The following is a 22,555-nucleotide window of genomic DNA, read 5'->3' on the forward strand; positions in this document are numbered from 1 at the left end:
CGCACTGCGAACCACAGAGGAGAGAGTCATGGCCGACACCAAGGCCACCCTCGCCAGGACCCGCAACATCGGGATCATGGCGCACATCGACGCCGGCAAGACCACGACGACCGAGCGCATCCTCTTCTACACCGGTATCAACTACAAGATCGGTGAGGTCCACGACGGCGCGGCCACGATGGACTGGATGGAGCAGGAGCAGGAGCGCGGCATCACCATCACGTCCGCCGCGACGAAGTGCTCCTGGAACGACCACGACATCAACATCATCGACACCCCCGGGCACGTCGACTTCACCGTCGAGGTGGAGCGGTCGCTGCGGGTGCTCGACGGTGCCGTCGCGGTCTACGACGGTGTCGCCGGCGTGGAGCCGCAGACCGAGCAGGTCTGGCGGCAGGCCGAGAAGTACGGCGTCCCGCGCATGTGCTTCGTCAACAAGCTGGACCGGACCGGCGCGGACTTCTTCCGCTGCGTCGACATGATGGTCGAGCGCCTGGGTGCCAACCCGCTGGTGCTGCAGCTGCCGATCGGTGCCGAGGCCGACTTCATCGGCGTCGTCGACCTGGTGCAGATGCGTGCCCTCACCTGGCGCGGCGAGACCAAGATGGGTGAGGACTACGCGGTCGAGGAGATCCCGGCCGAGCTCGCCGACCAGGCCGCCGAGTACCGCGAGAAGCTCCTCGAGGCGATCGCCGAGACCGACGACGACCTCATGGAGGCCTACCTCGGCGGTGAGGAGATCTCCGTCGAGCGGCTGAAGGCGGCCATCCGCAAGGCCACCATCGCGGCTCAGGTCAACCCGGTGCTCACCGGCACGGCGTTCAAGAACAAGGGCGTGCAGCCCCTGCTCGACGCCGTCGTCGACTACCTGCCCAGCCCGCTGGACGTCGAGGCGATCGTCGGCACCGCGCTGGACGGCGAGACCGAGGTCATCCGGCACGCCGACGAGGACGAGCCCTTCTCGGCGCTGGCCTTCAAGATCCAGACCGACCAGCACCTCGGCAAGCTGACCTACATCCGGGTCTACTCGGGCAAGGTCAACTCCGGGTCCCCGGTGCTCAACAGCACCAAGGACCGCAAGGAGCGGATCGGCAAGATCTACCAGATGCACGCCAACAAGCGCGAGGAGCGCGAGGGCGTGGGCGCCGGCCAGATCGTCGCGGTCGTGGGCCTGAAGCAGACCACCACGGGTGACACGCTCAGCGACCCGCAGAAGCCGGTGATCCTGGAGTCGATGACCTTCCCGGCCCCGGTCATCTCGGTCGCCATCGAGCCGAAGACCAAGAGCGACCAGGAGAAGCTCGGCACCGCCATCCAGAAGCTGGCCGAGGAGGACCCGACCTTCCAGGTCCGCCTCGACGAGGAGACCGGTCAGACGGTCATCTCCGGCATGGGCGAGCTGCACCTGGAGATCCTCGTCGACCGCATGCGGCGCGAGTTCAAGGTCGAGGCCAACGTCGGCAAGCCGCAGGTGGCGTACCGCGAGACGATCCGCAAGGCCGTCGAGAAGTACGACTACACGCACAAGAAGCAGACCGGTGGGTCCGGCCAGTTCGCGAAGGTCCAGGTCACCCTGGAGCCGCTCGAGGTCTCCGGCGACGGGCCGACCTACGAGTTCGAGAACGCCGTGACCGGCGGCCGCATCCCCAAGGAGTACATCCCCTCGGTGGACCAGGGCATCCAGGACGCGATGCAGTACGGCGTCCTCGCCGGCTACCCGCTGGTGGGTGTCAAGGCCACGCTGGTCGACGGTCAGTACCACGAGGTCGACTCCTCGGAGATGGCCTTCAAGATCGCCGGCTCGATGGTCTTCAAGGAGGCCGCACGCAAGGCCAGCCCGGCCCTGCTCGAGCCGCTCATGGCCGTCGAGGTCGTCACGCCCGAGGACTACATGGGCGACGTCATCGGCGACCTGAACTCCCGGCGCGGGACGATCCAGGCGATGGAGGAGCGCTCCGGCGCCCGCGTCGTCCGGGCCCTGGTCCCGCTCTCGGAGATGTTCGGCTACGTGGGCGACCTGCGCAGCCGCACCCAGGGGCGGGCGAGCTACACCATGGTGTTCGACTCGTACGCCGAGGTCCCGCAGAACGTCGCCAAGGAAATCATCGCCAAGGCGACCGGCGAGTGACCTGCCGGGCGGGGGTAAGCCCCCGCCCGGGCCCCCAGCAAGCCCACCCCAGAGTTCGCGCACGACGCGAGACCACGAGGAGAGGAACCCAGTGGCCAAGGCCAAGTTCGAGCGGACCAAGCCGCACGTCAACATCGGCACCATCGGGCACATCGACCACGGCAAGACGACGCTGACCGCGGCGATCACCAAGGTGCTGCACGACAAGTACCCGGACCTCAACGAGGCCTCCGCCTTCGACCAGATCGACAAGGCGCCCGAGGAGAAGGCCCGCGGCATCACGATCTCGATCGCGCACGTCGAGTACCAGACGGAGAACCGTCACTACGCGCACGTCGACTGCCCCGGTCACGCCGACTACATCAAGAACATGATCACCGGTGCGGCGCAGATGGACGGCGCCATCCTGGTGGTCGCGGCGACCGACGGCCCCATGCCGCAGACCAAGGAGCACGTCCTCCTGGCCCGCCAGGTCGGCGTCCCCTACATCGTCGTGGCGCTCAACAAGGCCGACATGGTCGACGACGAGGAGATCCTCGAGCTCGTCGAGCTGGAGGTCCGCGAGCTGCTCAGCGAGTACGAGTTCCCGGGCGACGACGTCCCCGTGGTGCGCGTGTCCGCGCTCAAGGCGCTCGAGGGCGACGCGGAGTGGGGCGACAAGCTCATGGAGCTGATGAACGCCGTCGACACCGCGATCCCCGAGCCGCAGCGTGAGATCGACAAGCCGTTCCTCATGCCCGTCGAGGACGTCTTCACCATCACCGGTCGCGGCACCGTCGTCACCGGTCGCGTGGAGCGCGGCATCGTCAAGGTGAACGAGGAGGTCGAGATCGTCGGCATCCGTTCCTCGTCGACCAAGACCACCGTCACCGGCGTCGAGATGTTCCGCAAGCTGCTCGACCAGGGCCAGGCCGGCGACAACGTCGGTCTGCTGCTTCGCGGCATCAAGCGCGAGGACGTGGAGCGCGGCCAGGTCGTCGTGAAGCCCGGCTCGATCACCCCGCACACCAACTTCGAGGGCTCGGTCTACATCCTCTCGAAGGACGAGGGTGGCCGTCACACGCCGTTCTTCAACAACTACCGTCCGCAGTTCTACTTCCGGACCACGGACGTCACGGGCGTCGTGACCCTGCCGGCCGGCACCGAGATGGTCATGCCGGGCGACAACACCGAGATGACGGTCGAGCTGATCCAGCCGATCGCCATGGAGGAGGGCCTGCGGTTCGCCATCCGTGAGGGTGGCCGCACCGTCGGCGCTGGTCGCGTCACCAAGATCATCAAGTAGTCCTCCCGACGGGCGGCGGTGCGATCCCGCGCCGCCGCCCGTCCCCGGGTGGCCGTCGCCTGTGTGCAGCGCCACCCATCCCGCTGGGGCCAGACCGGATGAGGTCTGCGACCACCCGGCGTTCCCCAGCTAGAACAGACACCGATCGGCAGGAGCAGAAGACAGCGATGGCGGGACAGAAGATCCGCATCCGGCTGAAGGCCTACGACCACGAGGCGATCGACGCCTCGGCGCGGCGCATCGTCGACACGGTGACCAAGACCGGTGCGCGCGTCGTCGGCCCGGTGCCGCTGCCGACGGAGAAGAACGTGTACTGCGTCATCCGCTCGCCGCACAAGTACAAGGACTCGCGGGAGCACTTCGAGATGCGCACGCACAAGCGGCTCATCGACATCCTCGACCCGACGCCGAAGACGGTCGACGCGCTCATGCGCATCGACCTGCCGGCCTCGGTCGACGTGAACATCCAGTAAGGGCAGTCAGCAGACATGGCGAGCACATTCCGTGGTCTCCTCGGCGAGAAGCTGGGCATGACCCAGGTCTTCGACGAGAACAACCGCATCGTGCCGGTGACCGTCGTCAAGGCGGGCCCGTGTGTGGTGACCCAGGTGCGCACCCCCGAGGTCGACGGCTACTCCGCCGTCCAGCTCGGGTTCGGCGAGATCGACCCGCGCAAGGTGAACAAGCCCGAGGGCGGGCACTTCGCCAAGGCGGGCGTCACGCCGCGTCGTCACCTGGTCGAGCTGCGCACCGAGGACGCCTCGAACTACACGGTCGGCCAGGAGCTGACCGCCGAGGTCTTCGACGGCGTCGCGAAGGTCGACGTCATCGGCACCAGCAAGGGCAAGGGCACGGCCGGTGTCATGAAGCGGCACGGCTTCCGCGGCCTGGGCGCCGCGCACGGCACGCAGCGCAAGCACCGGTCGCCCGGTTCCATCGGCGGGGCCTCGACCCCCGGCCGCGTCTTCAAGGGCCTGCGCATGGCCGGCCGCATGGGCGCGGTGAAGACGACCACCCTCTCGCTCAACGTGCACGCGGTGGACGCCGAGCGTGGGCTGCTGTTGATCAAGGGCGCGATCCCGGGCCCGAAGGGCGGCCTCGTGCTCGTCCGCTCGGCCGTCAAGGGCGGCCCCGTGGGGAGTGACAACCAGTGACCCAGTCGACCCAGACCCGGACCGACCGCCAGGTCGACGTCCGGACCCCGGCAGGGGAGACCTCCGGCAGCGTGACGCTGCCCGGTGAGCTCTTCGACGCGTCGGCCAACGTCGCGCTGATGCACCAGGTCGTGGTGGCCCAGCTGGCCGCCGCCCGCCAGGGCACGCACGCGACGAAGACCCGTGGCCAGGTCAGCGGTGGCGGCGCCAAGCCGTACCGCCAGAAGGGCACCGGCCGCGCCCGCCAGGGCTCGACGCGTGCGCCGCAGTTCGCCGGCGGTGGCACCGTCCACGGCCCGCAGCCGCGGGACTACACGCAGAAGACCCCGAAGAAGATGAAGGCCGCCGCCCTGCGCGGTGCCCTCTCCGACCGGGCCCGCGAGGACCGCGTGCACGTGGTGAGCACCTTCGTCGACGGCGACGCGCCGAAGACCAAGGCCGCGCTGGCCACGCTCGAGGCGATCACCTCCGCCAAGCGCGTCCTGGTGGTCCTCGACCACGACGACGTCCTCAACTGGGTGAGCCTGCGCAACGTGCCGCAGGTGCACCTGATCGAGGCCGGTCAGCTCAACACCTACGACGTCCTGGTCGCCGACGAGGTCGTCTTCACCGAGGCCGCGCTCGCCGAGTTCGTCGCCGGCCCGGCCGGCGGCAAGAGCCGCGGTGTGGAGAAGCCCGACCTCACGACGCCGGACATCCCGGGCGCCATCCCGTCGATCCAGGGTGAGGGGACGACCGACCTCGACCTGGGCGAGAGCCCGGCCGAGCCGGCCCCGGAGACGACGTCCGCCGCGAGGACTGCCGCGCCCACCGCCACCACGCCGCAGGAGGCCGCTCCGGCCACCGCCGCCGAGGCAGCCGCGGCTCCGGTCGCGCAGGCCGAGGCCGCCAACGCCGGTGCCGACGCCACGGCGCCCACCGAGGACGGCACCACCGACGCCAGCGAGGAGACCAAGTGAGCGTCCGCGACCCCCGGGACGTCCTGCTGTCCCCGGTCATCTCGGAGAAGAGCTACGGCCTCCTCGACGACAACCAGTACACGTTCGTCGTCCTGCCCGAGGCCAACAAGACGCAGATCAAGATCGCGGTCGAGCAGATCTTCAACGTGAAGGTCCTCGGCGTGAACACCATCAACCGCCAGGGCAAGCGCAAGCGCAGCCGGGGCAACAAGCTCGGCAAGCGCAAGGACACCAAGCGGGCCATCGTCTCGCTGGCGCCCGGCGACCGCATCGAGATCTTCGGTGGTCCCGGCGCCTGAGCGCCGCGACCGTTCGGACCAGAGATAGAGGACTGAGTCAGCAATGGCTATCCGCAAGTACAAGCCGACGACGCCGGGCCGCCGTGGCTCCAGCGTCGCCGACTTCGCCGAGGTCACCCGCGACCATCCCGAGAAGTCGCTGGTCCGGCCGCTGCACGGTCGCGGCGGGCGCAACGTGCACGGGAAGGTCACCGCGCGGCACCAGGGCGGCGGGCACAAGCGCGCCTACCGGGTGATCGACTTCCGCCGGGCCGACAAGGACGGCGTGCCGGCGAAGGTCGCGCACATCGAGTACGACCCGAACCGCACCTCGCGCATCGCGCTGCTGCACTTCGCCGACGGCGAGAAGCGCTACATCCTCGCGCCGGCCCGGCTCAAGCAGGGCGACACGGTGGAGTGCGGTCCCGCGGCCGACATCAAGCCGGGCAACAACCTGCCGCTGCGGAACATCCCGGTCGGCACCGTGGTTCACGCCATCGAGCTCCGTCCCGGTGGCGGCGCGAAGATCGCCCGCTCGGCCGGCACCAGCGTCCAGCTGGTGGCCCGTGAGGGTCGACTCGCGCAGCTGCGCATGCCGTCGGGCGAGATCCGCAACGTCGACGTCCGCTGCCGCGCGACCGTCGGCGAGGTGGGCAACGCCGAGCAGTCGAACATCAACTGGGGCAAGGCCGGCCGCATGCGGTGGAAGGGCAAGCGCCCGACCGTCCGCGGTGTCGCCATGAACCCGGTGGACCACCCGCACGGTGGTGGTGAGGGCAAGACCTCCGGTGGTCGCCACCCGGTGAACCCGAAGGGCAAGCCGGAGGGCCGGACGCGCAAGCGCAAGGCCAGTGACGCCCTGATCGTGCGCCGCCGGCGCACCAACAAGAAGCGCTGAGCGGGTAGAGGAGTCCGACAGACATGCCACGCAGCCTGAAGAAGGGCCCGTTCGTCGACGACCACCTGCTCAAGAAGGTGGACGCGCAGAACGAGAAGGGCACCAAGACCGTCATCCGGACCTGGTCGCGCCGCTCGACGATCATCCCCGACATGCTCGGGCACACGATCGCCGTGCACGACGGCCGCAAGCACGTCCCGGTGTTCGTGACCGAGGCCATGGTCGGGCACAAGCTCGGCGAGTTCGCGCCCACCCGCACGTTCCGTGGGCACGTCAAGGACGACCGCCGGTCCCGGCGCGGCTGACCAGGTAGAGAGAGAATCCACATGACTTCCCAGGTGGGACAGGAGGCGCCGGTCGCCCGGGCTACGGCCCGGTTCGTCCGCGTCACCCCCATGAAGGCACGCCGGGTGGTGGACCTCATCCGCTACCTGCCGACCGACGAGGCCCTGGCCCTGCTGCGCTTCGCGCCGCAGGCCGCCAGTGAGCCGGTGCTCAAGGTCGTCGCCAGCGCCGTCGCCAACGCCGAGCACAACCTGCGGCTGGACCCGGCCGCGCTCGTCGTCAGCGCGGCGTACGTCGACGAGGGCCCGACGCTCAAGCGGATCCGTCCGCGGGCCCAGGGTCGCGCGTACCGCATCAACAAGCGGACGTGCCACATCACCGTCGAGGTGGCCGAGGTGTCGTCCAGCGCCGAGCTGGCCGGCAAGTCGCGCACCGCCCGCCGCCGCACCGGCCAGTCCGGCCCGGCGACCCAGCAGCAGAGCAGCAACACGAGAGGAGGGACCCGCTAGTGGGTCAGAAGGTCAACCCGCACGGGTTCCGACTGGGCATCACCACCGACTACAAGTCCCGGTGGTACGCCGACAAGCTCTACAAGGACTACGTCAAGGAAGACGTGGCCATCCGCAAGCTCATGAGCAAGGGGATGGAGCGGGCCGGGATCTCCAAGGTCGAGATCGAGCGCACCCGCGACCGCGTCCGCGTCGACATCCACACCGCCCGGCCGGGCATCGTCATCGGCCGGCGTGGGGCGGAGGCCGACCGCATCCGTGGCGAGCTGGAGAAGCTCACCGGCAAGCAGGTGCAGCTGAACATCCTCGAGGTCAAGAACCCCGAGTCCGACGCGCAGCTGGTCGCCCAGGGCGTCGCCGAGCAGCTCTCCAGCCGCGTGAGCTTCCGTCGCGCCATGCGCAAGGCCATGCAGTCGGCCCAGCGCAGCCCGCAGGTCAAGGGCATCCGGGTGCAGTGCTCCGGGCGCCTGGGCGGCACCGAGATGAGCCGGTCGGAGTTCTACCGCGAGGGTCGGGTGCCGCTGCACACGCTGCGCGCGAACATCGACTACGGCATCTACGAGGCCCGGACCACCTTCGGCCGCATCGGCGTGAAGGTCTGGATCTACAAGGGTGACGTCAGCGGCTCGCGTGCCGAGCGGGAGGCCCTCGAGGCCCTCGCCGCGCGGCAGCAGCGCCGTGAGCGCGCCCAGCGTCCGCGCCGGTCCGGCTCGTCCGGCACCACCGCCGGCGGCACCGAGGCCGGCCGCGCCGCGGTCGAGTCCTCGACCGGTCCGGTCGACACCACCGAGAGCGCCGTGGCCGCGACCTCGGGCGAGGTCGCTCCCGAGCAGACCGTCGCCGAGAGCGCGGGCGCCGAGGCCACCGCCGCGGCCGAGAACACGGCCGCACAGAACACGACGGAGGGCTGACACGTGCTGATCCCACGGCGCGTCAAGCACCGCAAGCAGCACCACCCGAGCCGATCGGGCCGGGCCAAGGGCGGCACCGCGATCAACTTCGGTGAGTACGCCATCCAGGCCCTCGAGCCGGCGTACGTGACCAACCGGCAGATCGAGTCGGCCCGTATCGCCATGACCCGGCACATCCGCCGTGGCGGGAAGGTCTGGATCTCGATCTACCCGGACCGTCCGCTCACCAAGAAGCCGGCCGAGACCCGCATGGGTTCGGGTAAGGGCTCGCCCGAGTGGTGGGTCGCCAACGTCAAGCCGGGCCGCATCATGTTCGAGCTCTCCGGCGTCGCCGAGCCGGTGGCCCGCGAGGCCATGCGCCGCGCGATCCACAAGCTCCCCATGAAGTGCCGCTTCATCACTCGTGAAGGAGAGGTGTGATGGCCGCCGGTCTGACCGCTCCCGAGCTGCGTGAGCTCTCCGCCGAGGAGCTCGCCACGCGGCTGCGCGAGTCGAAGGAAGAACTGTTCAACCTGCGGTTCCAGGTGGCCACCGGCCAGCTGGACAACAACCGGCGGCTGCAGACCGTTCGCCGCGACATCGCCCGGATCTACACGATCATGCGCGAGCGCGAGCTCGGTCTCTCGGTCGCCCCGAACGAGGGTGTGGCATGAGCGAGCCCCAGTCGGCGGCTACGCCGAACACTGCTGCCGCGTCGGGCCCCGGCCTGGCCGGTCGTGGCTACCGCAAGGTCCGTGAGGGCCTCGTGGTCAGCGACAAGATGGACAAGACGATCGTCGTCGAGGTCGAGGACCGCGTGAAGCACGGCCTCTACGGCAAGGTCATCCGTCGCACGAGCAAGCTGAAGGCCCACGACGAGCAGCAGGTCGCCGGCATCGGTGACCGCGTGCAGATCATGGAGACCCGGCCGCTGTCGGCCACCAAGCGGTGGCGGCTGGTCGAGGTCCTCGAGAAGGCCAAGTGATCCCCGGTCACTCGGCCCGCACGTGGGCCGAGTGACCAGCGCCCCTCCGGGGGAGGTCCAGGAGCAGGTACGCTGGACGACTGGCGCGCCCTCAGGGTGCGCGCCGCATCCCGGTACCCGTGCCTCGGACGCACCGGCGGCGAACGCTGCCGGTGCGTCCGCACGTGGGTACCGGACAGCCGGTTCACCGTTCCGGCCCGGCTGTCACATCGAAAGATCAGGGAGTAGGACGTGATCCAGCAGGAGTCGCGACTGCGGGTCGCCGACAACACCGGTGCGAAGGAGATCCTCTGCATCCGTGTTCTCGGCGGGTCCGGGCGACGCTACGCGGGCATCGGCGACGTGATCGTCGCCACCGTCAAGGACGCGCTGCCCGGCGCCGGCGTCAAGCGCGGTGACGTGGTCAAGGCCGTCGTGGTCCGCACGGTGAAGGAGCGTCGTCGTCCGGACGGCTCCTACATCCGCTTCGACGAGAACGCCGCGGTCATCATCCGCGACAGCGGCGACCCGCGCGGTACGCGCATCTTCGGCCCCGTCGGCCGGGAGCTCCGCGACAAGCGCTTCATGCGGATCATCTCGCTCGCCCCGGAGGTGCTGTGACCATGGCCGAGAAGACCCCCTCGATGAAGGTCAAGAAGGGCGACACGGTCGTCGTGCTGTCCGGCAAGGACAAGGGCGCCAAGGGCCGCGTGATCGCCGCCTACCCCAAGCAGCAGAAGGTCCTCGTGGAGGGCGTGGGCCGGGTGAAGAAGCACACCCGGATCAGCTCCAACCAGCGTGGTGCCCAGTCGGGCGGGATCGTCACGCAGGAGGCTCCCATCCACGTGAGCAACGTGATGGTGATCGACTCCGAGGACAAGCCGACCCGGGTCGGCTACCGCAAGGACGAGGAAGGCCGCAGCATCCGGGTCTCGCGGCGCACCGGTAAGGACCTCTGACCCCATGAGTGCACCCACCCGTGAGCTGCCCCGCCTGCTCGAGCGTTACCGCGCGGAGATCGCGCCGGCGCTGCAGTCGGAGTTCAACTACGACAACGTCATGCAGATCCCGCGGCTGACGAAGATCGTCGTCAACATGGGCGTCGGCGAGGCCACCCGCGACGCGAAGCTGATGGACGGCGCGGTCCGCGACCTCACCGCCATCACCGGTCAGAAGCCGGCCGTCGTCCGGGCCCGGAAGTCCATCGCGCAGTTCAAGCTGCGCGAGGGCATGCCGATCGGCGCCAAGGTGACCCTGCGTGGCGACCGCATGTGGGAGTTCCTGGACCGGCTGCTGTCGCTGGCCCTGCCCCGCATCCGTGACTTCCGCGGCCTGTCCGCCAAGCAGTTCGACGGTCACGGCAACTACACGTTCGGGCTGACCGAGCAGTCGATGTTCCGCGAGATCGACGTCGACAAGATCGACCGTCCCCGCGGCATGGACATCACGCTGGTCACCACCGCCACGAATGACGAGGAGGGTCGCGAGCTCCTCCGCCTGCTGGGCTTCCCGTTCGCCGGCCAGCCCGTCGTGACCACCACCCGCTGAGCCGGGGCGAGGAGACAGACAGATGGCCAAGAAGGCGCTGATCAACAAGGCGGCCCGCAAGCCCAAGTTCGCGGTCCGCGGCTACACCCGATGCCAGCGGTGCGGCCGTCCGCACTCGGTCTTCCGCAAGTTCGGCCTGTGCCGGATCTGCCTGCGGGAGATGGCCCACGCCGGCGAGCTCCCGGGCGTCAGCAAGTCCAGCTGGTGAAGGACCCGGCTGCCTCCCACGACACGCTCCGCGCGCCGTGGGGCCCTGCAGCCGGGCCGCTCCAGCACGTCACACAGCGAGCACCACTGATCGCCGAGAGGCCCGCGCACAGCGCGTGAGGAACCGCGGCGAGAGAGGCACCACACCCATGACGATGACCGACCCGATCGCGGACATGCTCACGCGGATCCGGAACGCCAACCAGGCGTACCACGACTCCACGACGATGCCGTCCTCCAAGCTGAAGACGCACATCGCGGAGATCCTCCAGCAGGAGGGGTACATCGCCGGTTGGCGCGTCGACGAGGTCGAGCAGGACGGCACCGCGCGCAAGCAGCTGGTGATCGACCTGAAGTACGGCCCCAACCGTGAGCGGAGCATCGCCGGTGTCCGGCGCGTCTCCAAGCCCGGTCTGCGGGTGTACGCCAAGTCGACCGCACTGCCCAAGGTGCTCGGCGGCCTCGGGGTGGCGATCATCTCCACCTCGACCGGGCTGCTGACCGACCGGCAGGCGAACAAGAAGGGCGTGGGCGGGGAAGTCCTCGCCTACGTCTGGTAAGGGGACGAGCAGATGTCACGGATCGGACGACTCCCGGTTCCCGTGCCCAGCGGCGTGGACGTCGCCATCGACGGTCAGACCGTCAGTGTCACGGGCCCCAAGGGCTCGCTGCGCCACACCGTCGCGGCGCCCATCACCGTCGCCCGCGGCGAGGACGGCACGCTGAGCGTGCAGCGCCCCAACGACGAGCGGGAGAGCCGCGCCCTGCACGGGCTGTCGCGCACCCTGATCGCCAACATGATCACCGGCGTCACCACGGGGTACAGCAAGACCCTCGAGATCGTCGGTGTCGGTTACCGCGTCCAGGCGCGTGGCTCGGACCTCGAGTTCGCGCTGGGCTACAGCCACCCGGTGCCGGTGCGTGCCCCTGAGGGCATCACCTTCACCGTCGAGTCCCCGACCCGCCTGCGGGTGGACGGGATCGACAAGCAGCAGGTGGGGCAGGTCGCGGCCAACATCCGCAAGCTGCGCCGTCCGGACCCGTACAAGGGCAAGGGCGTGCGCTACCAGGGCGAGGTCATCAAGCGCAAGGTCGGGAAGACGGGTAAGTGATGGCACAGACCGAGAAGGCTGCCGCTCGGGTGCACAAGCCCGTCGGCACCGACATCAGCACCGCGCGGCGGGTCTCCCGCCTGCGCCGGCACAACCGGCTGCGCAAGCGGGTCTCGGGCACGTCGGAGCGTCCGCGCCTGGTGGTCAACCGCAGCTCGCGGCACATCCACGTCCAGGTCGTCGACGACACCGTCGGCCGTACCCTGGTCAGTGCCTCCACGCTGGACCCGAGCCTGCGCAGCGCCGAGGGGGACAAGTCCACCCTGGCGCGCCAGGTGGGTGCCCTCGTCGCCGAGCGGGCCAAGGCCGCGGGGATCACCGCGGTCGTGTTCGACCGGGGCGGCAACCGCTACCAGGGCCGCATCGCCGCGCTGGCCGACGGCGCCCGCGAGGGCGGGCTGGACTTCTGATGAGCCACACCGCGAACGAGAAGATCGAGAGGGACGTCTGATGCCAGGACCACAGCGACGCGGCGGCGGCGCCGGCGGCGGCAACGACCGCCGCGACCGTCGTGACGGCGGGCGGGGGCCCGGCGGCGCGCCTGCCGAGAAGAGCAACTACATCGAGCGCGTGGTGGCGATCAACCGCGTCTCCAAGGTCGTCAAGGGCGGTCGGCGCTTCAGCTTCACCGCGCTGGTGATCGTGGGCGACGGCGACGGCACCGTGGGCGTCGGCTACGGCAAGGCCAAGGAGGTGCCCGCGGCGATCGCCAAGGGCGTCGAGGAGGCCAAGAAGCACTTCTACAAGGTGCCCCGGATCGCCAGCACCATCCCCCACCCGGTGCAGGGTGAGGCGGCGGCCGGTGTCGTGCTGCTCAAGCCGGCCAGCCCCGGTACCGGTGTCATCGCCGGTGGCCCGGTGCGCGCCGTCCTCGAGTGCGCCGGCATCCACGACGTGCTGTCGAAGAGCCTCGGCTCGTCGAACCCGATCAACATCGTGCACGCCACCATGCAGGCGCTGAAGGACCTCGTCCGCCCCGAGGAGATCGCGGCTCGCCGCGGCCTGCCCCTCGAGGACGTCGCGCCCGCGGCCATGCTGCGGGCCCGTGCAGGCCAGGGGGTCTGACATGGCGCAGCTGAAGGTCACCCAGGTCAAGTCCGCGATCGGCACCAAGCCCAACCAGCGACAGACGCTGCGCTCGCTGGGCCTCAAGGGGATCAACGACTCGGTCGTCCAGGAGGACCGTCCCGAGATCCGCGGGATGGTCGCGACGGTGCCGCACCTGGTCACCGTCGAAGAGATCAGCTGAACCCCGGCTGAGTAGGGACATCTCATGACTCTCAAGGTCCACCACCTGCGTCCGGCCCCCGGCGCCCACACCCCCAAGACCCGCGTGGGTCGCGGTGAGGGCTCCAAGGGCAAGACGGCCGGTCGCGGCACCAAGGGCACCGGCGCGCGGGGCAACACCTCCGCGCGGTTCGAGGGCGGGCAGACGCCGCTGCACATGCGGCTGCCCAAGCTCTCGGGCTTCAAGAACCGGAACAAGGTCGTCTTCCAGGTCGTCAACCTCGACCGGATCGCGACCCTGTTCCCCCAGGGCGGCTCGGTGAACCCCGACTCTCTCGCCGAGGCCGGCGCCGTGCGCCGTGGCCAGCCGGTGAAGGTGCTCGGCACCGGCGACCTGGGCGGTGTCGAGGTGCACGTCCACGCGCACGCGTTCTCGTCGTCCGCCGCCGAGAAGATCGCCGCGGCCGGGGGCAGCACCACCCGCATCTGACCGCCGACGACCCCCGGGGAGCGCACCAGGCGCCCCGGGGGTCGTCTGCTACCCGGCCGGGCCCTGCCGCGCCGGGCCCGTCCCGGGCGGCGGACGGCGCGCCTCACCCTCGAGAGCGGGTGCTCGGCCGGTCCGCACCCCACCGTTGCTAACCTCATCCGACCGATCAGGGGAGGGCACGTGCTGCAGGCGTTCGCCGCGGCGTTCCGGACGCCAGACCTCCGGCGCAAGCTGCTGTTCTCCCTGGCGATCATCGCCGTGTACCGGCTGGGTGCCGCGATCCCGGGCCCCGGCGTCTCGGTGGAGGCGATCAACAGCTGTCTCGAGCAGGCGCAGGCCTCCGACCAGCGGGACCTCTACTCGCTGGTCAACCTCTTCTCCGGCGGCGCGCTGCTCCGGCTGTCGGTGTTCGCGCTCGGGATCATGCCCTACATCACGGCGAGCATCATCGTGCAGCTGCTGGTCGTGGTCATCCCGCGCTTCGAGCAGCTGAAGAAGGAAGGGCAGTCGGGCCAGCAGAAGCTGACCCAGTACACCCGTTACCTGACGATCGCCCTGGCGATCCTGCAGAGCACCGGGATCATCGCGCTGGCCCGCAGCGGTCAGCTGTTCCCCGGGTGCGCCCAGGACATCATCCCGGACACGTCCATCTGGACGACCGTGGTCCTGGTCATCGCCCTCACCGCCGGCACCGCCGTGATCATGTGGCTCGGGGAGCTGCTGACGGAGAAGGGGATCGGCAACGGCATGTCCGTGCTGATCTTCACCTCGATCGCGGCGCGCATCCCCGCCGAGGGTGGCTCCATCCTGCAGACCCGCGGCGGCTTCGTCTTCGCCGTCGTCTGCGTCATCGCCGTCGTCATCATCGGCACGGTGGTGTGGGTCGAGCAGGCCCAGCGGCGGATCCCGGTCCAGTACGCCAAGCGCATGGTCGGCCGCCGCATGTACGGCGGCACGTCGACCTACCTGCCCCTCAAGGTCAACCAGGCCGGCGTCATCCCCGTGATCTTCGCGTCGTCGCTGCTCTACCTGCCGCAGCTCATCACGCAGCTGCAGGGCGACGAGACCGGCCCGGTGCGGCGGTTCTTCGAGAACTACGTCATCGACCAGAGCAGCCCGGCGCACATCGCGATCTACTTCGGCCTGATCGTGTTCTTCACGTACTTCTACGTGTCGATCACCTTCAACCCGGAGGAGCGGGCCGAGGACATGAAGCGCTACGGCGGCTTCATCCCCGGCATCCGGCCGGGTCGGCCCACCGCCGAGTACCTGCAGTACGTGCTGTCCCGGATCACCCTCCCCGGGTCGATCTACCTGGGGCTGGTGGCAGTGTTGCCCAACCTGTTCCTGTCGATCACGCAGCAGGGGCAGAACCAGAACTTCCCGTTCGGCGGGACCGCGGTGCTGATCATGGTGGGAGTGGGGTTGGAGACGGTGAAGCAGATCGAGACGCAACTCAACCAGCGCAACTACGAAGGGTTCCTGAAGTAGTGCGCGTCGTGCTGCTCGGCCCGCCCGGGGCGGGCAAGGGCACCCAGGCGCAGATCATCGCCGGACAGCTCGGTGTCCCGGCCATCTCCACGGGCGACATCTTCCGGGCCAACGTCAGCGGCCAGACCGAGCTGGGCCTCGCGGCCAAGGTCTACATGGACGCCGGCGACCTCGTGCCCGACGAGATCACCGTCGCGATGGTCAAGGACCGGTTGGCCGAGACCGACGCCAAGGGCGGGTTCCTCCTCGACGGGTTCCCCCGGACCATCGCCCAGGCCGAGCAGCTGGCCGAGTCGCTGCGCGAGCTCGGGCACGGCCTCGACCGCGTCCTGGAGCTCGTCGTCGACGAGGAGGAGCTCGTGCGACGGCTCTCCGGCCGGCGCATGCTCGTGGACGGCCAGTGGGTGCAGCGCGACGACGACAAGCCCGAGACGGTGCGGCACCGGCTGCAGGTCTACCGGGAACAGACCGCACCCCTGTCGGGGTTCTACGAGGCTGAGGGGCTGCTCGTCCGCATCGACGCGATCGGCGCGGTCGAGGAGGTCACCGAGCGGGCGATGACGGCGCTCGGGGTGACGTCGGCCGGGCGGCCCGAGGGACCGACCGGGCAGCCGAGCGCGGACTGAGGAGCGGCGGCGCACATGACTGCCGCCGGGATCCTGGGACGCCTCCCGCTGCTGGCGAAGTGGAGTGGACGGATGATCCAGATCAAGACGCCGCACGAGATCGAGCTCATGCGGGCCTCCGGTCTCGTCACGGCAGGCGCCCTGGAGGCGGTGCGGGCCGCCGTCTGCCCGGGGGTCAGCACCAAGGAGCTCGACGCGATCGCCGAGGACCACATCCGGTCGCAGGGCGCGGTGCCGAACTTCCTCGGCTACCACGGCTTCACCGGGACGATCTGCGCGTCGGTCAACGACGAGGTGGTCCACGGCATCCCGAACCCCGACCGGGTGCTCGCCGAGGGCGACAACATCTCCATCGACTGCGGCGCCATCCTCAACGGCTGGCACAGCGACTCGGCCGTGACCGTGACGGTGGGGGAGCCCTCCGCCGAGGACGCGGCGCTGCTGGCCGTCACCGAGCGCTCGATGTGGGCCGGGCTGGCCCGGGCGATCGCCGGTGGCCGGCTGACCGACATCAGCCACGCCGTCGAGGAGGCGATCACCGCGGAGGAGCACCCCTACGGGATCGTCGACCACTACGGCGGGCACGGCATCGGGACCGAGATGCACCAGGACCCCCACGTCCTGAACTACGGCCGGGCCGGCCGTGGCCCCCGGCTGGTCCCGGGGCTGGCGCTGGCCATCGAGCCGATGGTCACCGTGGGGGACCCGGCCACCGTCGAGCTCGAGGACGGCTGGACCGTGGTGACCAAGGACGGGTCGCGCGCGGCCCACTTCGAGCACACCGTCGCCATCACCCCGGAGGGCCCCTGGGTCCTCACGGCGGAGGACGGCGGCGTCGCGGGGCTGGCCCCGTTCGGGATCACGCCCCGCACCTAGCGGCCGACCTGCAGGGTCCCGCCGCGAGTGTGCGAGCGGTGGGGGCAGGTGGGTCTCTCCACCACCCTGCCGGATCACAGCGGCCCGGGTTGGAGAGGCGCGCCGGGGCGGGGTACAGTGGCCGTTGGCGCTCGCGCCGTCCTGTCGTCGTGCTGTGGCCGTACGACGCGGGACGCCCTCGCGGGAGTGTCTGCACCACCTGTTCCGCAATCAACCAGCGCGTCCCAGCGGGTCTCCCCGTGGGCGCCGTCGAGCCGGGAGGCCGTGTCGGGTATGGCGAAGAAGGACGGGGCCATCGAGGTCGAGGGTCGCGTCGTCGAGCCGCTGCCCAACGCGATGTTCCGGGTCGAGCTGCAGAACGGGCACCGGGTGCTCGCCCACATCAGCGGCAAGATGCGCCAGCACTACATCCGCATCCTGCCCGAGGACCGCGTGGTCGTGGAGCTCTCGCCCTACGACCTGACCCGCGGTCGCATCGTCTACCGCTACAAGTAAGCCGCCGGAGCGCCGCGGACCCGCGAGCGCCCGGCCACACGATCGACAGGAATGAGGGGCGGCACCGGTGAAGGTCCAGCCGTCGGTGAAGAAGATCTGCGACAAGTGCAAGGTGATCCGCCGGCACGGCCGGGTCATGGTCATCTGCGACAACGCCCGCCACAAGCAGCGGCAGGGCTGAGGGAGTACCTGGACATGGCACGACTGGCCGGCGTCGACCTGCCCCGCGACAAGCGGATGGAGATCGCGCTCACCTACATCTACGGCATCGGCAAGACCGCCGCGAAGGAGACCCTGGCCGCGACGGGCGTCAGCCCCGACCTGCGCGCCCGGGACCTCTCCGACGAGGACCTGCTGAAGCTGCGTGACTACATCGACGAGCACTTCCGCGTCGAGGGTGACCTGCGCCGCGAGGTGGCCGCCGACATCCGCCGCAAGGTGGAGATCGGCTGCTACCAGGGCCTGCGTCACCGTCGCGGACTGCCCGTCCACGGTCAGCGCACCCGCACCAACGCTCGCTCGAGCAAGGGTCCGCGCAAGACCATCGCCGGCAAGAAGAAGGCCGGCAAGAAGTAAGCCGTGCAGCGCGCCGTCGCAGGCGACCCGTGAGGGCGGGAGCGACGGCGCGCACGCGTGCTGCATCTGGCCACTGATCAGAAGGAAACCGGAGAGACATGCCTCCCAGGGCTCGCGCCGCGGCTGGTGCCAAGAAGGTCCGCCGCAAGGAGAAGAAGAACGTCGCCCACGGCGCCGCGCACATCAAGAGCACCTTCAACAACACCATCGTGTCGATCACCGACCCCACCGGGAACGTGATCAGCTGGGCCTCGGCCGGCCACGTCGGCTTCAAGGGCTCGCGCAAGTCGACGCCGTTCGCCGCCCAGATGGCCGCGGAGAACGCCGCGCGCAAGGCGCAGGAGCACGGCATGCGCAAGGTCGACGTCTTCGTCAAGGGCCCCGGGTCCGGCCGCGAGACCGCCATCCGGTCCCTGCAGGCCACCGGCCTCGAGGTGGGCCAGATCCAGGACGTGACGCCGCAGCCGCACAACGGCTGCCGCCCCAAGAAGCGCCGCCGGGTCTGACCGGCCACTGACGAGACGAACGAGGAGTACCTGACGTGGCCCGTTACACCGGAGCCGACTGCCGCATGTGCCGGCGCGAGAAGATGAAGCTGTTCCTCAAGGGCAGCAAGTGCGAGTCCCCGAAGTGCCCGATCGAGATCCGGCCCTACCCGCCGGGCGAGCACGGCCGGGGTCGCAGCAAGGACAGCGAGTACCTGCTGCAGCTGCGCGAGAAGCAGAAGGCCCGCCGCATCTACGGCGTGCTGGAGAAGCAGTTCCGCGGCTACTACGAAGAGGCGAACAAGAAGTCGGGCAAGACCGGTGAGGTCCTGCTGCAGATCCTCGAGTCGCGCCTGGACAACGTGGTCTACCGGGCCGGCTTCGCCGAGTCCCGCGACATGGCCCGCCAGCTGGTGCGCCACGGGCACATCCGCGTCAACGGCCGCAAGGTGGACATCCCGTCCTACCGCGTGAGCGCGAACGACATCATCGAGGTCGCCGAGAAGTCGCGGCAGATGATGCCCTTCGAGATCGCCCAGGCCCGCGCCGGCGAGCGCCCCGTGCCGCCGTGGCTGGAGGTCATCAGCAGCCAGCTGCGCGTGCTCGTGCACAGCGTGCCGGCCCGCCAGGTGATCGACACCCCGGTCCAGGAGCAGCTGATCGTCGAGCTCTACTCCAAGTAGCAGCTCGCCGCCTGGTGCAGGGGCCCCGGTCCCTGCACCAGGCCGGCCCCGGTCGGCGGACAGATGCCGGCCGGAGCCAGCACCACCCCCTCACGGCGTCATATGGCGGGCGCCGGAGGAACCTGAGGAGAACACCACAATGCTCATCGCACAGCGTCCGACGCTGACCGAGGAGACCCTCACCGAGCAGCGCTCGCGGTTCGTCATCGAGCCGCTCGAGCCGGGCTTCGGCTACACCCTGGGCAACTCCCTGCGTCGCACCCTCCTGTCCTCCATCCCCGGCGCTGCTGTCACCAGCATCCGGATCGAGGGGACCCTGCACGAGTTCACCACCGTGCCCGGGGTCAAGGAGGACGTCACCGAGATCATCCTCAACCTCAAGGGCCTGGTCGTCAGCTCCGACTCCGACGAGCCGGTGACCATGTACCTGCGCAAGCAGGGCCCGGGCGAGGTCACCGCCGCGGACATCGCGCCGCCGGCCGGGGTCGAGGTGCACAACCCCGAGCTGCACATCGCCACGCTCAACGGCAAGGGCCGGCTGGAGATCGAGCTGGTCGTCGAGCGGGGCCGCGGCTACGTGCCCGCGCCGCAGAACAAGCAGCCCGGGCAGGAGATCGGCCGGATCCCCGTCGACTCCATCTACTCCCCGGTCCTCAAGGTGACCTACGCCGTCGAGGCGACCCGCGTCGAGCAGCGGACCGACTTCGACCGGCTGGTCGTCGACGTCGAGACCAAGCCGTCGATCGCCCCGCGCGACGCGATCGCCAGCGCCGGCTCCACGCTGGTCGAGCTGTTCGGCCTGCTGCGCGAGCTGAACATCGACGCGGAGGGCATCGAGGTCGGGCCGAGCCCGGCCGAGGCCGCCGACATCGCCAACTTCTCGATGCCGATCGAGGACATGGACCTCACCGTCCGGTCCTACAACTGCCTCAAGCGCGAGGGCGTGCACACCGTCGGTGAGCTCGTCACCCGCTCCGAGGCCGACCTGCTCGACATCCGCAACTTCGGGGCCAAGTCGATCGACGAGGTCAAGATGAAGCTCGCGGCGATGGGCCTCGCGCTCAAGGACAGCCCCCCCGGGTTCATCCCCACCTCGGTGGAGAGCTACGACGAGGGCTACGAGACCGACGCCTACCAGCAGCACGGGGAGTACGCCGCCGCGTACGACCAGGCCCAGTACGACGAGGGCTCCTACCAGGAGACCGAGCAGCTCTGAGAGGACCCCACTGCCCCCACCGCTCGCACGCTCGCGGTGGACCCTGCAGCGGGGCCGGTGCCGGACGGCGGGTGGACCCGCCGTCCGGCACCGCCCTCCGGGCCGCCACACTGGTCCGGATGCACCACAGCGCGCGCCGCGCGCCGATCGACAGCACCACCACGGAACGCAGCCGGCACCGCGGCCCGGCCGCCTGAGGAAGGACCGACATGCCCACCCCCACCAAGGGCCCCCGTCTCGGCGGGTCCCCCTCGCACGAGCGGCTGATGCTGGCCAACCTGGCCACGTCGCTGTTCGAGCACGGGCGGATCACCACCACCGAGGCGAAGGCGAAGCGGCTGCGCCCGTACGCCGAGAAGCTGGTGACCTTCGCCAAGCGCGGTGACCTGCACGCCCGTCGCCAGGTGATGACCGTCATCCGGGACAAGGACGTCGTCCACACGCTGTTCGCCGAGATCGGCCCGCGCTACGCGGACCGTTCGGGCGGCTACACCCGCATCACCAAGGTCGGTCCGCGCAAGGGCGACAACGCCCCCATGGCCGTCATCGAGCTGGTCGAGGGCCAGACCGTGGCCCAGCAGGCCGTCGGCGAGGCCGAGCGCGCCCGCGGCACGCGGTTCGCCTCCGGCGCCGGTGCCGCCGCCGCGTCCGGTGAGGTCACCGCCGACGCCCTCGAGGCCGCGCCCGGCGACGACACCGCGACCGTGGCCGCCGACGCCGAGTCGCCGGGCGACGCCGAGGCCGCCGACGCCGACACCACCGAGGCCGCCGACGCCGACTCCACCGAGGCCGCCGACGCCGACACCACCGAGGCCGCCTCCGACGAGGCCGGGACCGCCGACGCCACCGAGACCGTGGCCGCCGACGCCGAGTCGCCGGGCGACGCCGAGGAGACGGGCGGCGCTCGGTGACCGACCGGGAGCAGCCGGGCGCGGGCGGCGACGCCGGCGCTGCCGGTGTCTCCGCCGGTGGCGGTGACCAGGGCTCGACCTTCGAGGGCGAGACGACCGGGCCCGGTGGCGACACCTCCCCGGCCGTGACCGCCGGAGACGTCGACCCCGAGGCCCAGCAGGTCGTCACGGACGTCTTCAACCCCGACGGCGAGCGCCAGGACGACGGCGACGTCACCCCGCAGCCGACCGCGGAGAACGTCGCTGTCGTCGACGACCCGATCCTCTCCCCGGACGTGGCCGCCGCGGCCGCCGCCGAGGTGGAGGCGGCCGAGCTGGGCGACGCCGCCACGGCGGGCACGCACGCCCCCGGTGGCGAGGCCGCGCCCGACCCCAAGTGAGCGGTCGCTGAACGGCCAGCACGACCTCGACGAGCCCGTCACCGCACCCGGTGGCGGGCTCGTCCGTCTCCGGCTGGAGATCGGCTACGACGGCACCGCACTGCACGGCTGGGCCCGCCAGCCGGGTCAGCGGACCGTCCAGGGCGACCTGGAGGCCGCGCTGGCGACGGTGCTGCGCACCCCGGTCGAGCTGACCGTCGCCGGCCGCACCGACGCGGGGGTGCACGCGACCGGGCAGGTCGCGCACGCCGACGTCCCCCGCGCGGTGTGGGAGGAACAGCGGGACAGGCTGGTCCGCCGGCTGCGTGGGGTGCTGCCGCCCGACGTCGCGGTGACCGCCGTGGCCGAGGCGCCGCCGGAGTTCGACGCCCGCTTCGGCGCGCTCCGCCGGCACTACCTCTACCGGCTCGCCGACGCCGATGCCGGTCCGCCGCCGCTGCGCCGGCTCGACACCGTCGGGTGGCCGCGACGGCTGGACGTCGAGGCGATGTCGCTGGCGGCCGGGCTGCTGCTCGGCGAGCACGACTTCGCGGCGTTCTGCCGTCGTCGGGAGGGAGCCAGCACCGTCCGGACGCTCCTGGCGCTGTCGGCCGAGCGCGACGGCGACCTGGTCCTCGTGCGGGCCTGCGCCGACGCGTTCTGCCACTCGATGGTGCGCAGCCTGGTCGGCGCCCTGATCGCGGTGGGGGAGGGGCGGCGGGCGGCGGAGTGGCCGGCCTCGCTGCTGTCGCGCGCCGAGCGGGCCGGTGAGGTGGTGGTGGCCCCGGCCGCCGGTCTCACGCTGGTCGCGGTCGACTACCCCCCGGTCGCCGAGCTGGCCGCCCGAGCGCAGGTCACCCGGGCGCGCCGCGGCTGAACAGCCGTCCCGACGGGCCGGTCGAT

35 protein-coding genes are annotated in these 22,555 nt (G+C 70.4%); all 35 read left to right on the forward strand.

Features of this window, described 5'->3' with window-relative positions:
• The first annotated feature begins 28 nt into the window (after positions 1-28).
• The 35 genes from fusA (at position 29) to truA (ending at position 22,529) form a co-directional block, all read left to right on the forward strand.
• The gene (gene fusA, locus ACI79C_RS01080; protein WP_456943761.1) at positions 29-2,128 is read left to right on the forward strand and encodes an elongation factor G; all 2,100 of its coding nucleotides are present in this window, start codon (positions 29-31) and stop codon (positions 2,126-2,128) included.
• A gap of 91 nt (positions 2,129-2,219) precedes the next feature.
• Positions 2,220-3,413: an elongation factor Tu gene (gene tuf, locus ACI79C_RS01085; RefSeq protein WP_456943762.1), complete on the forward strand. Its 1,194-nt coding sequence runs from the start codon at positions 2,220-2,222 to the stop codon at positions 3,411-3,413.
• Between the two features lie 167 nt (positions 3,414-3,580).
• Complete coding sequence (rpsJ, locus tag ACI79C_RS01090; RefSeq protein WP_014742859.1) at positions 3,581-3,886, forward strand: 30S ribosomal protein S10; 306 nt, start codon at positions 3,581-3,583, stop codon at positions 3,884-3,886.
• 15 nt (positions 3,887-3,901) lie between these two features.
• Positions 3,902-4,567 carry a 50S ribosomal protein L3 gene (gene rplC, locus ACI79C_RS01095; RefSeq protein WP_456943763.1) on the forward strand — a complete coding sequence of 222 codons (666 nt, stop codon included), beginning with the start codon at positions 3,902-3,904 and terminating at the stop codon, positions 4,565-4,567.
• The gene (gene rplD, locus ACI79C_RS01100) at positions 4,564-5,526 is read left to right on the forward strand and encodes a 50S ribosomal protein L4 (RefSeq protein ID WP_456943764.1); all 963 of its coding nucleotides are present in this window, start codon (positions 4,564-4,566) and stop codon (positions 5,524-5,526) included. The genes rplC and rplD overlap by 4 nt, the downstream gene beginning before the upstream one ends.
• Complete coding sequence (rplW, locus tag ACI79C_RS01105; RefSeq protein ID WP_456943765.1) at positions 5,523-5,825, forward strand: 50S ribosomal protein L23; 303 nt, start codon at positions 5,523-5,525, stop codon at positions 5,823-5,825. The genes rplD and rplW overlap by 4 nt, the downstream gene beginning before the upstream one ends.
• A 43-nt stretch (positions 5,826-5,868) precedes the next feature.
• Positions 5,869-6,702 (forward strand): 50S ribosomal protein L2, encoded by an 834-nt coding sequence (rplB, locus tag ACI79C_RS01110; protein ID WP_456943766.1) that lies wholly within the window; start codon positions 5,869-5,871, stop codon positions 6,700-6,702.
• 23 nt (positions 6,703-6,725) lie between these two features.
• Positions 6,726-7,007 (forward strand): 30S ribosomal protein S19, encoded by a 282-nt coding sequence (gene rpsS, locus ACI79C_RS01115; protein ID WP_089402109.1) that lies wholly within the window; start codon positions 6,726-6,728, stop codon positions 7,005-7,007.
• A 21-nt stretch (positions 7,008-7,028) separates the two neighbouring features.
• Entirely contained in the window at positions 7,029-7,496 is a 468-nt protein-coding gene (gene rplV, locus ACI79C_RS01120; protein ID WP_456943767.1) for a 50S ribosomal protein L22, read from the forward strand.
• On the forward strand, positions 7,496-8,407 hold the full coding sequence (rpsC, locus tag ACI79C_RS01125) for a 30S ribosomal protein S3 (protein ID WP_456943768.1): 912 nt from the start codon (positions 7,496-7,498) through the stop codon (positions 8,405-8,407). The genes rplV and rpsC overlap by 1 nt, the downstream gene beginning before the upstream one ends.
• 3 nt (positions 8,408-8,410) lie before the next feature.
• Entirely contained in the window at positions 8,411-8,827 is a 417-nt protein-coding gene (gene rplP / locus ACI79C_RS01130) for a 50S ribosomal protein L16 (protein ID WP_091362954.1), read from the forward strand.
• Positions 8,827-9,060, forward strand: a complete 234-nt coding sequence (rpmC, locus tag ACI79C_RS01135) for a 50S ribosomal protein L29 (RefSeq protein WP_072919070.1) — start codon at positions 8,827-8,829, stop codon at positions 9,058-9,060. Before rplP ends, rpmC begins: the two co-directional genes overlap by 1 nt.
• Positions 9,057-9,371 carry a 30S ribosomal protein S17 gene (rpsQ, locus tag ACI79C_RS01140; protein WP_456943769.1) on the forward strand — a complete coding sequence of 105 codons (315 nt, stop codon included), beginning with the start codon at positions 9,057-9,059 and terminating at the stop codon, positions 9,369-9,371. Before rpmC ends, rpsQ begins: the two co-directional genes overlap by 4 nt.
• Before the next feature lie 231 nt (positions 9,372-9,602).
• Positions 9,603-9,971 carry a 50S ribosomal protein L14 gene (gene rplN / locus ACI79C_RS01145; protein WP_012950472.1) on the forward strand — a complete coding sequence of 123 codons (369 nt, stop codon included), beginning with the start codon at positions 9,603-9,605 and terminating at the stop codon, positions 9,969-9,971.
• 2 nt (positions 9,972-9,973) lie between these two features.
• A complete protein-coding gene (gene rplX, locus ACI79C_RS01150; protein WP_456909084.1) occupies positions 9,974-10,309 on the forward strand; it encodes a 50S ribosomal protein L24 in 336 nt (111 codons plus the stop codon).
• A 4-nt stretch (positions 10,310-10,313) separates the two neighbouring features.
• Positions 10,314-10,898 carry a 50S ribosomal protein L5 gene (gene rplE / locus ACI79C_RS01155; protein WP_456943770.1) on the forward strand — a complete coding sequence of 195 codons (585 nt, stop codon included), beginning with the start codon at positions 10,314-10,316 and terminating at the stop codon, positions 10,896-10,898.
• Between the two features lie 22 nt (positions 10,899-10,920).
• Positions 10,921-11,106 carry a type Z 30S ribosomal protein S14 gene (locus ACI79C_RS01160; protein ID WP_012950469.1) on the forward strand — a complete coding sequence of 62 codons (186 nt, stop codon included), beginning with the start codon at positions 10,921-10,923 and terminating at the stop codon, positions 11,104-11,106.
• Between the two features lie 154 nt (positions 11,107-11,260).
• Positions 11,261-11,665: a 30S ribosomal protein S8 gene (rpsH, locus tag ACI79C_RS01165; protein ID WP_456943771.1), complete on the forward strand. Its 405-nt coding sequence runs from the start codon at positions 11,261-11,263 to the stop codon at positions 11,663-11,665.
• A 12-nt stretch (positions 11,666-11,677) separates the two neighbouring features.
• Complete coding sequence (gene rplF, locus ACI79C_RS01170) at positions 11,678-12,217, forward strand: 50S ribosomal protein L6 (protein WP_456943772.1); 540 nt, start codon at positions 11,678-11,680, stop codon at positions 12,215-12,217.
• On the forward strand, positions 12,217-12,627 hold the full coding sequence (rplR, locus tag ACI79C_RS01175; protein WP_456943919.1) for a 50S ribosomal protein L18: 411 nt from the start codon (positions 12,217-12,219) through the stop codon (positions 12,625-12,627). Before rplF ends, rplR begins: the two co-directional genes overlap by 1 nt.
• Positions 12,628-12,667: 40 nt before the next feature.
• The gene (gene rpsE / locus ACI79C_RS01180) at positions 12,668-13,282 is read left to right on the forward strand and encodes a 30S ribosomal protein S5 (RefSeq protein WP_026857030.1); all 615 of its coding nucleotides are present in this window, start codon (positions 12,668-12,670) and stop codon (positions 13,280-13,282) included.
• Between the two features lies 1 nt (position 13,283).
• On the forward strand, positions 13,284-13,466 hold the full coding sequence (gene rpmD, locus ACI79C_RS01185; protein WP_456943773.1) for a 50S ribosomal protein L30: 183 nt from the start codon (positions 13,284-13,286) through the stop codon (positions 13,464-13,466).
• A 24-nt stretch (positions 13,467-13,490) separates the two neighbouring features.
• Complete coding sequence (rplO, locus tag ACI79C_RS01190; RefSeq protein WP_456943774.1) at positions 13,491-13,934, forward strand: 50S ribosomal protein L15; 444 nt, start codon at positions 13,491-13,493, stop codon at positions 13,932-13,934.
• A gap of 180 nt (positions 13,935-14,114) precedes the next feature.
• Positions 14,115-15,425: a preprotein translocase subunit SecY gene (gene secY / locus ACI79C_RS01195; protein ID WP_456943775.1), complete on the forward strand. Its 1,311-nt coding sequence runs from the start codon at positions 14,115-14,117 to the stop codon at positions 15,423-15,425.
• A complete protein-coding gene (locus ACI79C_RS01200; RefSeq protein WP_456943776.1) occupies positions 15,425-16,051 on the forward strand; it encodes an adenylate kinase in 627 nt (208 codons plus the stop codon). The genes secY and ACI79C_RS01200 overlap by 1 nt, the downstream gene beginning before the upstream one ends.
• Before the next feature lie 15 nt (positions 16,052-16,066).
• Positions 16,067-16,927 carry a type I methionyl aminopeptidase gene (map, locus tag ACI79C_RS01205; RefSeq protein WP_456943777.1) on the forward strand — a complete coding sequence of 287 codons (861 nt, stop codon included), beginning with the start codon at positions 16,067-16,069 and terminating at the stop codon, positions 16,925-16,927.
• Between the two features lie 273 nt (positions 16,928-17,200).
• Positions 17,201-17,422, forward strand: coding sequence for a translation initiation factor IF-1 (infA, locus tag ACI79C_RS01210; RefSeq protein WP_012950459.1), 222 nt, complete (start codon positions 17,201-17,203; stop codon positions 17,420-17,422).
• A gap of 67 nt (positions 17,423-17,489) precedes the next feature.
• Positions 17,490-17,603, forward strand: coding sequence for a 50S ribosomal protein L36 (gene rpmJ / locus ACI79C_RS01215; RefSeq protein ID WP_012950458.1), 114 nt, complete (start codon positions 17,490-17,492; stop codon positions 17,601-17,603).
• Positions 17,604-17,617: 14 nt separating this feature from the next.
• Entirely contained in the window at positions 17,618-17,998 is a 381-nt protein-coding gene (gene rpsM / locus ACI79C_RS01220; protein WP_456943778.1) for a 30S ribosomal protein S13, read from the forward strand.
• 98 nt (positions 17,999-18,096) lie between these two features.
• Positions 18,097-18,504 (forward strand): 30S ribosomal protein S11, encoded by a 408-nt coding sequence (rpsK, locus tag ACI79C_RS01225; RefSeq protein ID WP_012950456.1) that lies wholly within the window; start codon positions 18,097-18,099, stop codon positions 18,502-18,504.
• A gap of 35 nt (positions 18,505-18,539) precedes the next feature.
• Entirely contained in the window at positions 18,540-19,166 is a 627-nt protein-coding gene (gene rpsD / locus ACI79C_RS01230) for a 30S ribosomal protein S4 (protein ID WP_456943779.1), read from the forward strand.
• A 139-nt stretch (positions 19,167-19,305) separates the two neighbouring features.
• The gene (locus tag ACI79C_RS01235; RefSeq protein ID WP_456943780.1) at positions 19,306-20,382 is read left to right on the forward strand and encodes a DNA-directed RNA polymerase subunit alpha; all 1,077 of its coding nucleotides are present in this window, start codon (positions 19,306-19,308) and stop codon (positions 20,380-20,382) included.
• Positions 20,383-20,591: 209 nt separating this feature from the next.
• Positions 20,592-21,293 carry a 50S ribosomal protein L17 gene (gene rplQ, locus ACI79C_RS01240; RefSeq protein WP_456943781.1) on the forward strand — a complete coding sequence of 234 codons (702 nt, stop codon included), beginning with the start codon at positions 20,592-20,594 and terminating at the stop codon, positions 21,291-21,293.
• A complete protein-coding gene (locus ACI79C_RS01245; RefSeq protein WP_456943782.1) occupies positions 21,290-21,673 on the forward strand; it encodes a hypothetical protein in 384 nt (127 codons plus the stop codon). The genes rplQ and ACI79C_RS01245 overlap by 4 nt, the downstream gene beginning before the upstream one ends.
• Positions 21,645-22,529: a tRNA pseudouridine(38-40) synthase TruA gene (gene truA, locus ACI79C_RS01250; RefSeq protein WP_456943783.1), complete on the forward strand. Its 885-nt coding sequence runs from the start codon at positions 21,645-21,647 to the stop codon at positions 22,527-22,529. Before ACI79C_RS01245 ends, truA begins: the two co-directional genes overlap by 29 nt.
• Positions 22,530-22,555 lie beyond the last annotated feature (26 nt).

It is taken from the genome of Geodermatophilus sp. SYSU D00697 (assembly GCF_054050175.1).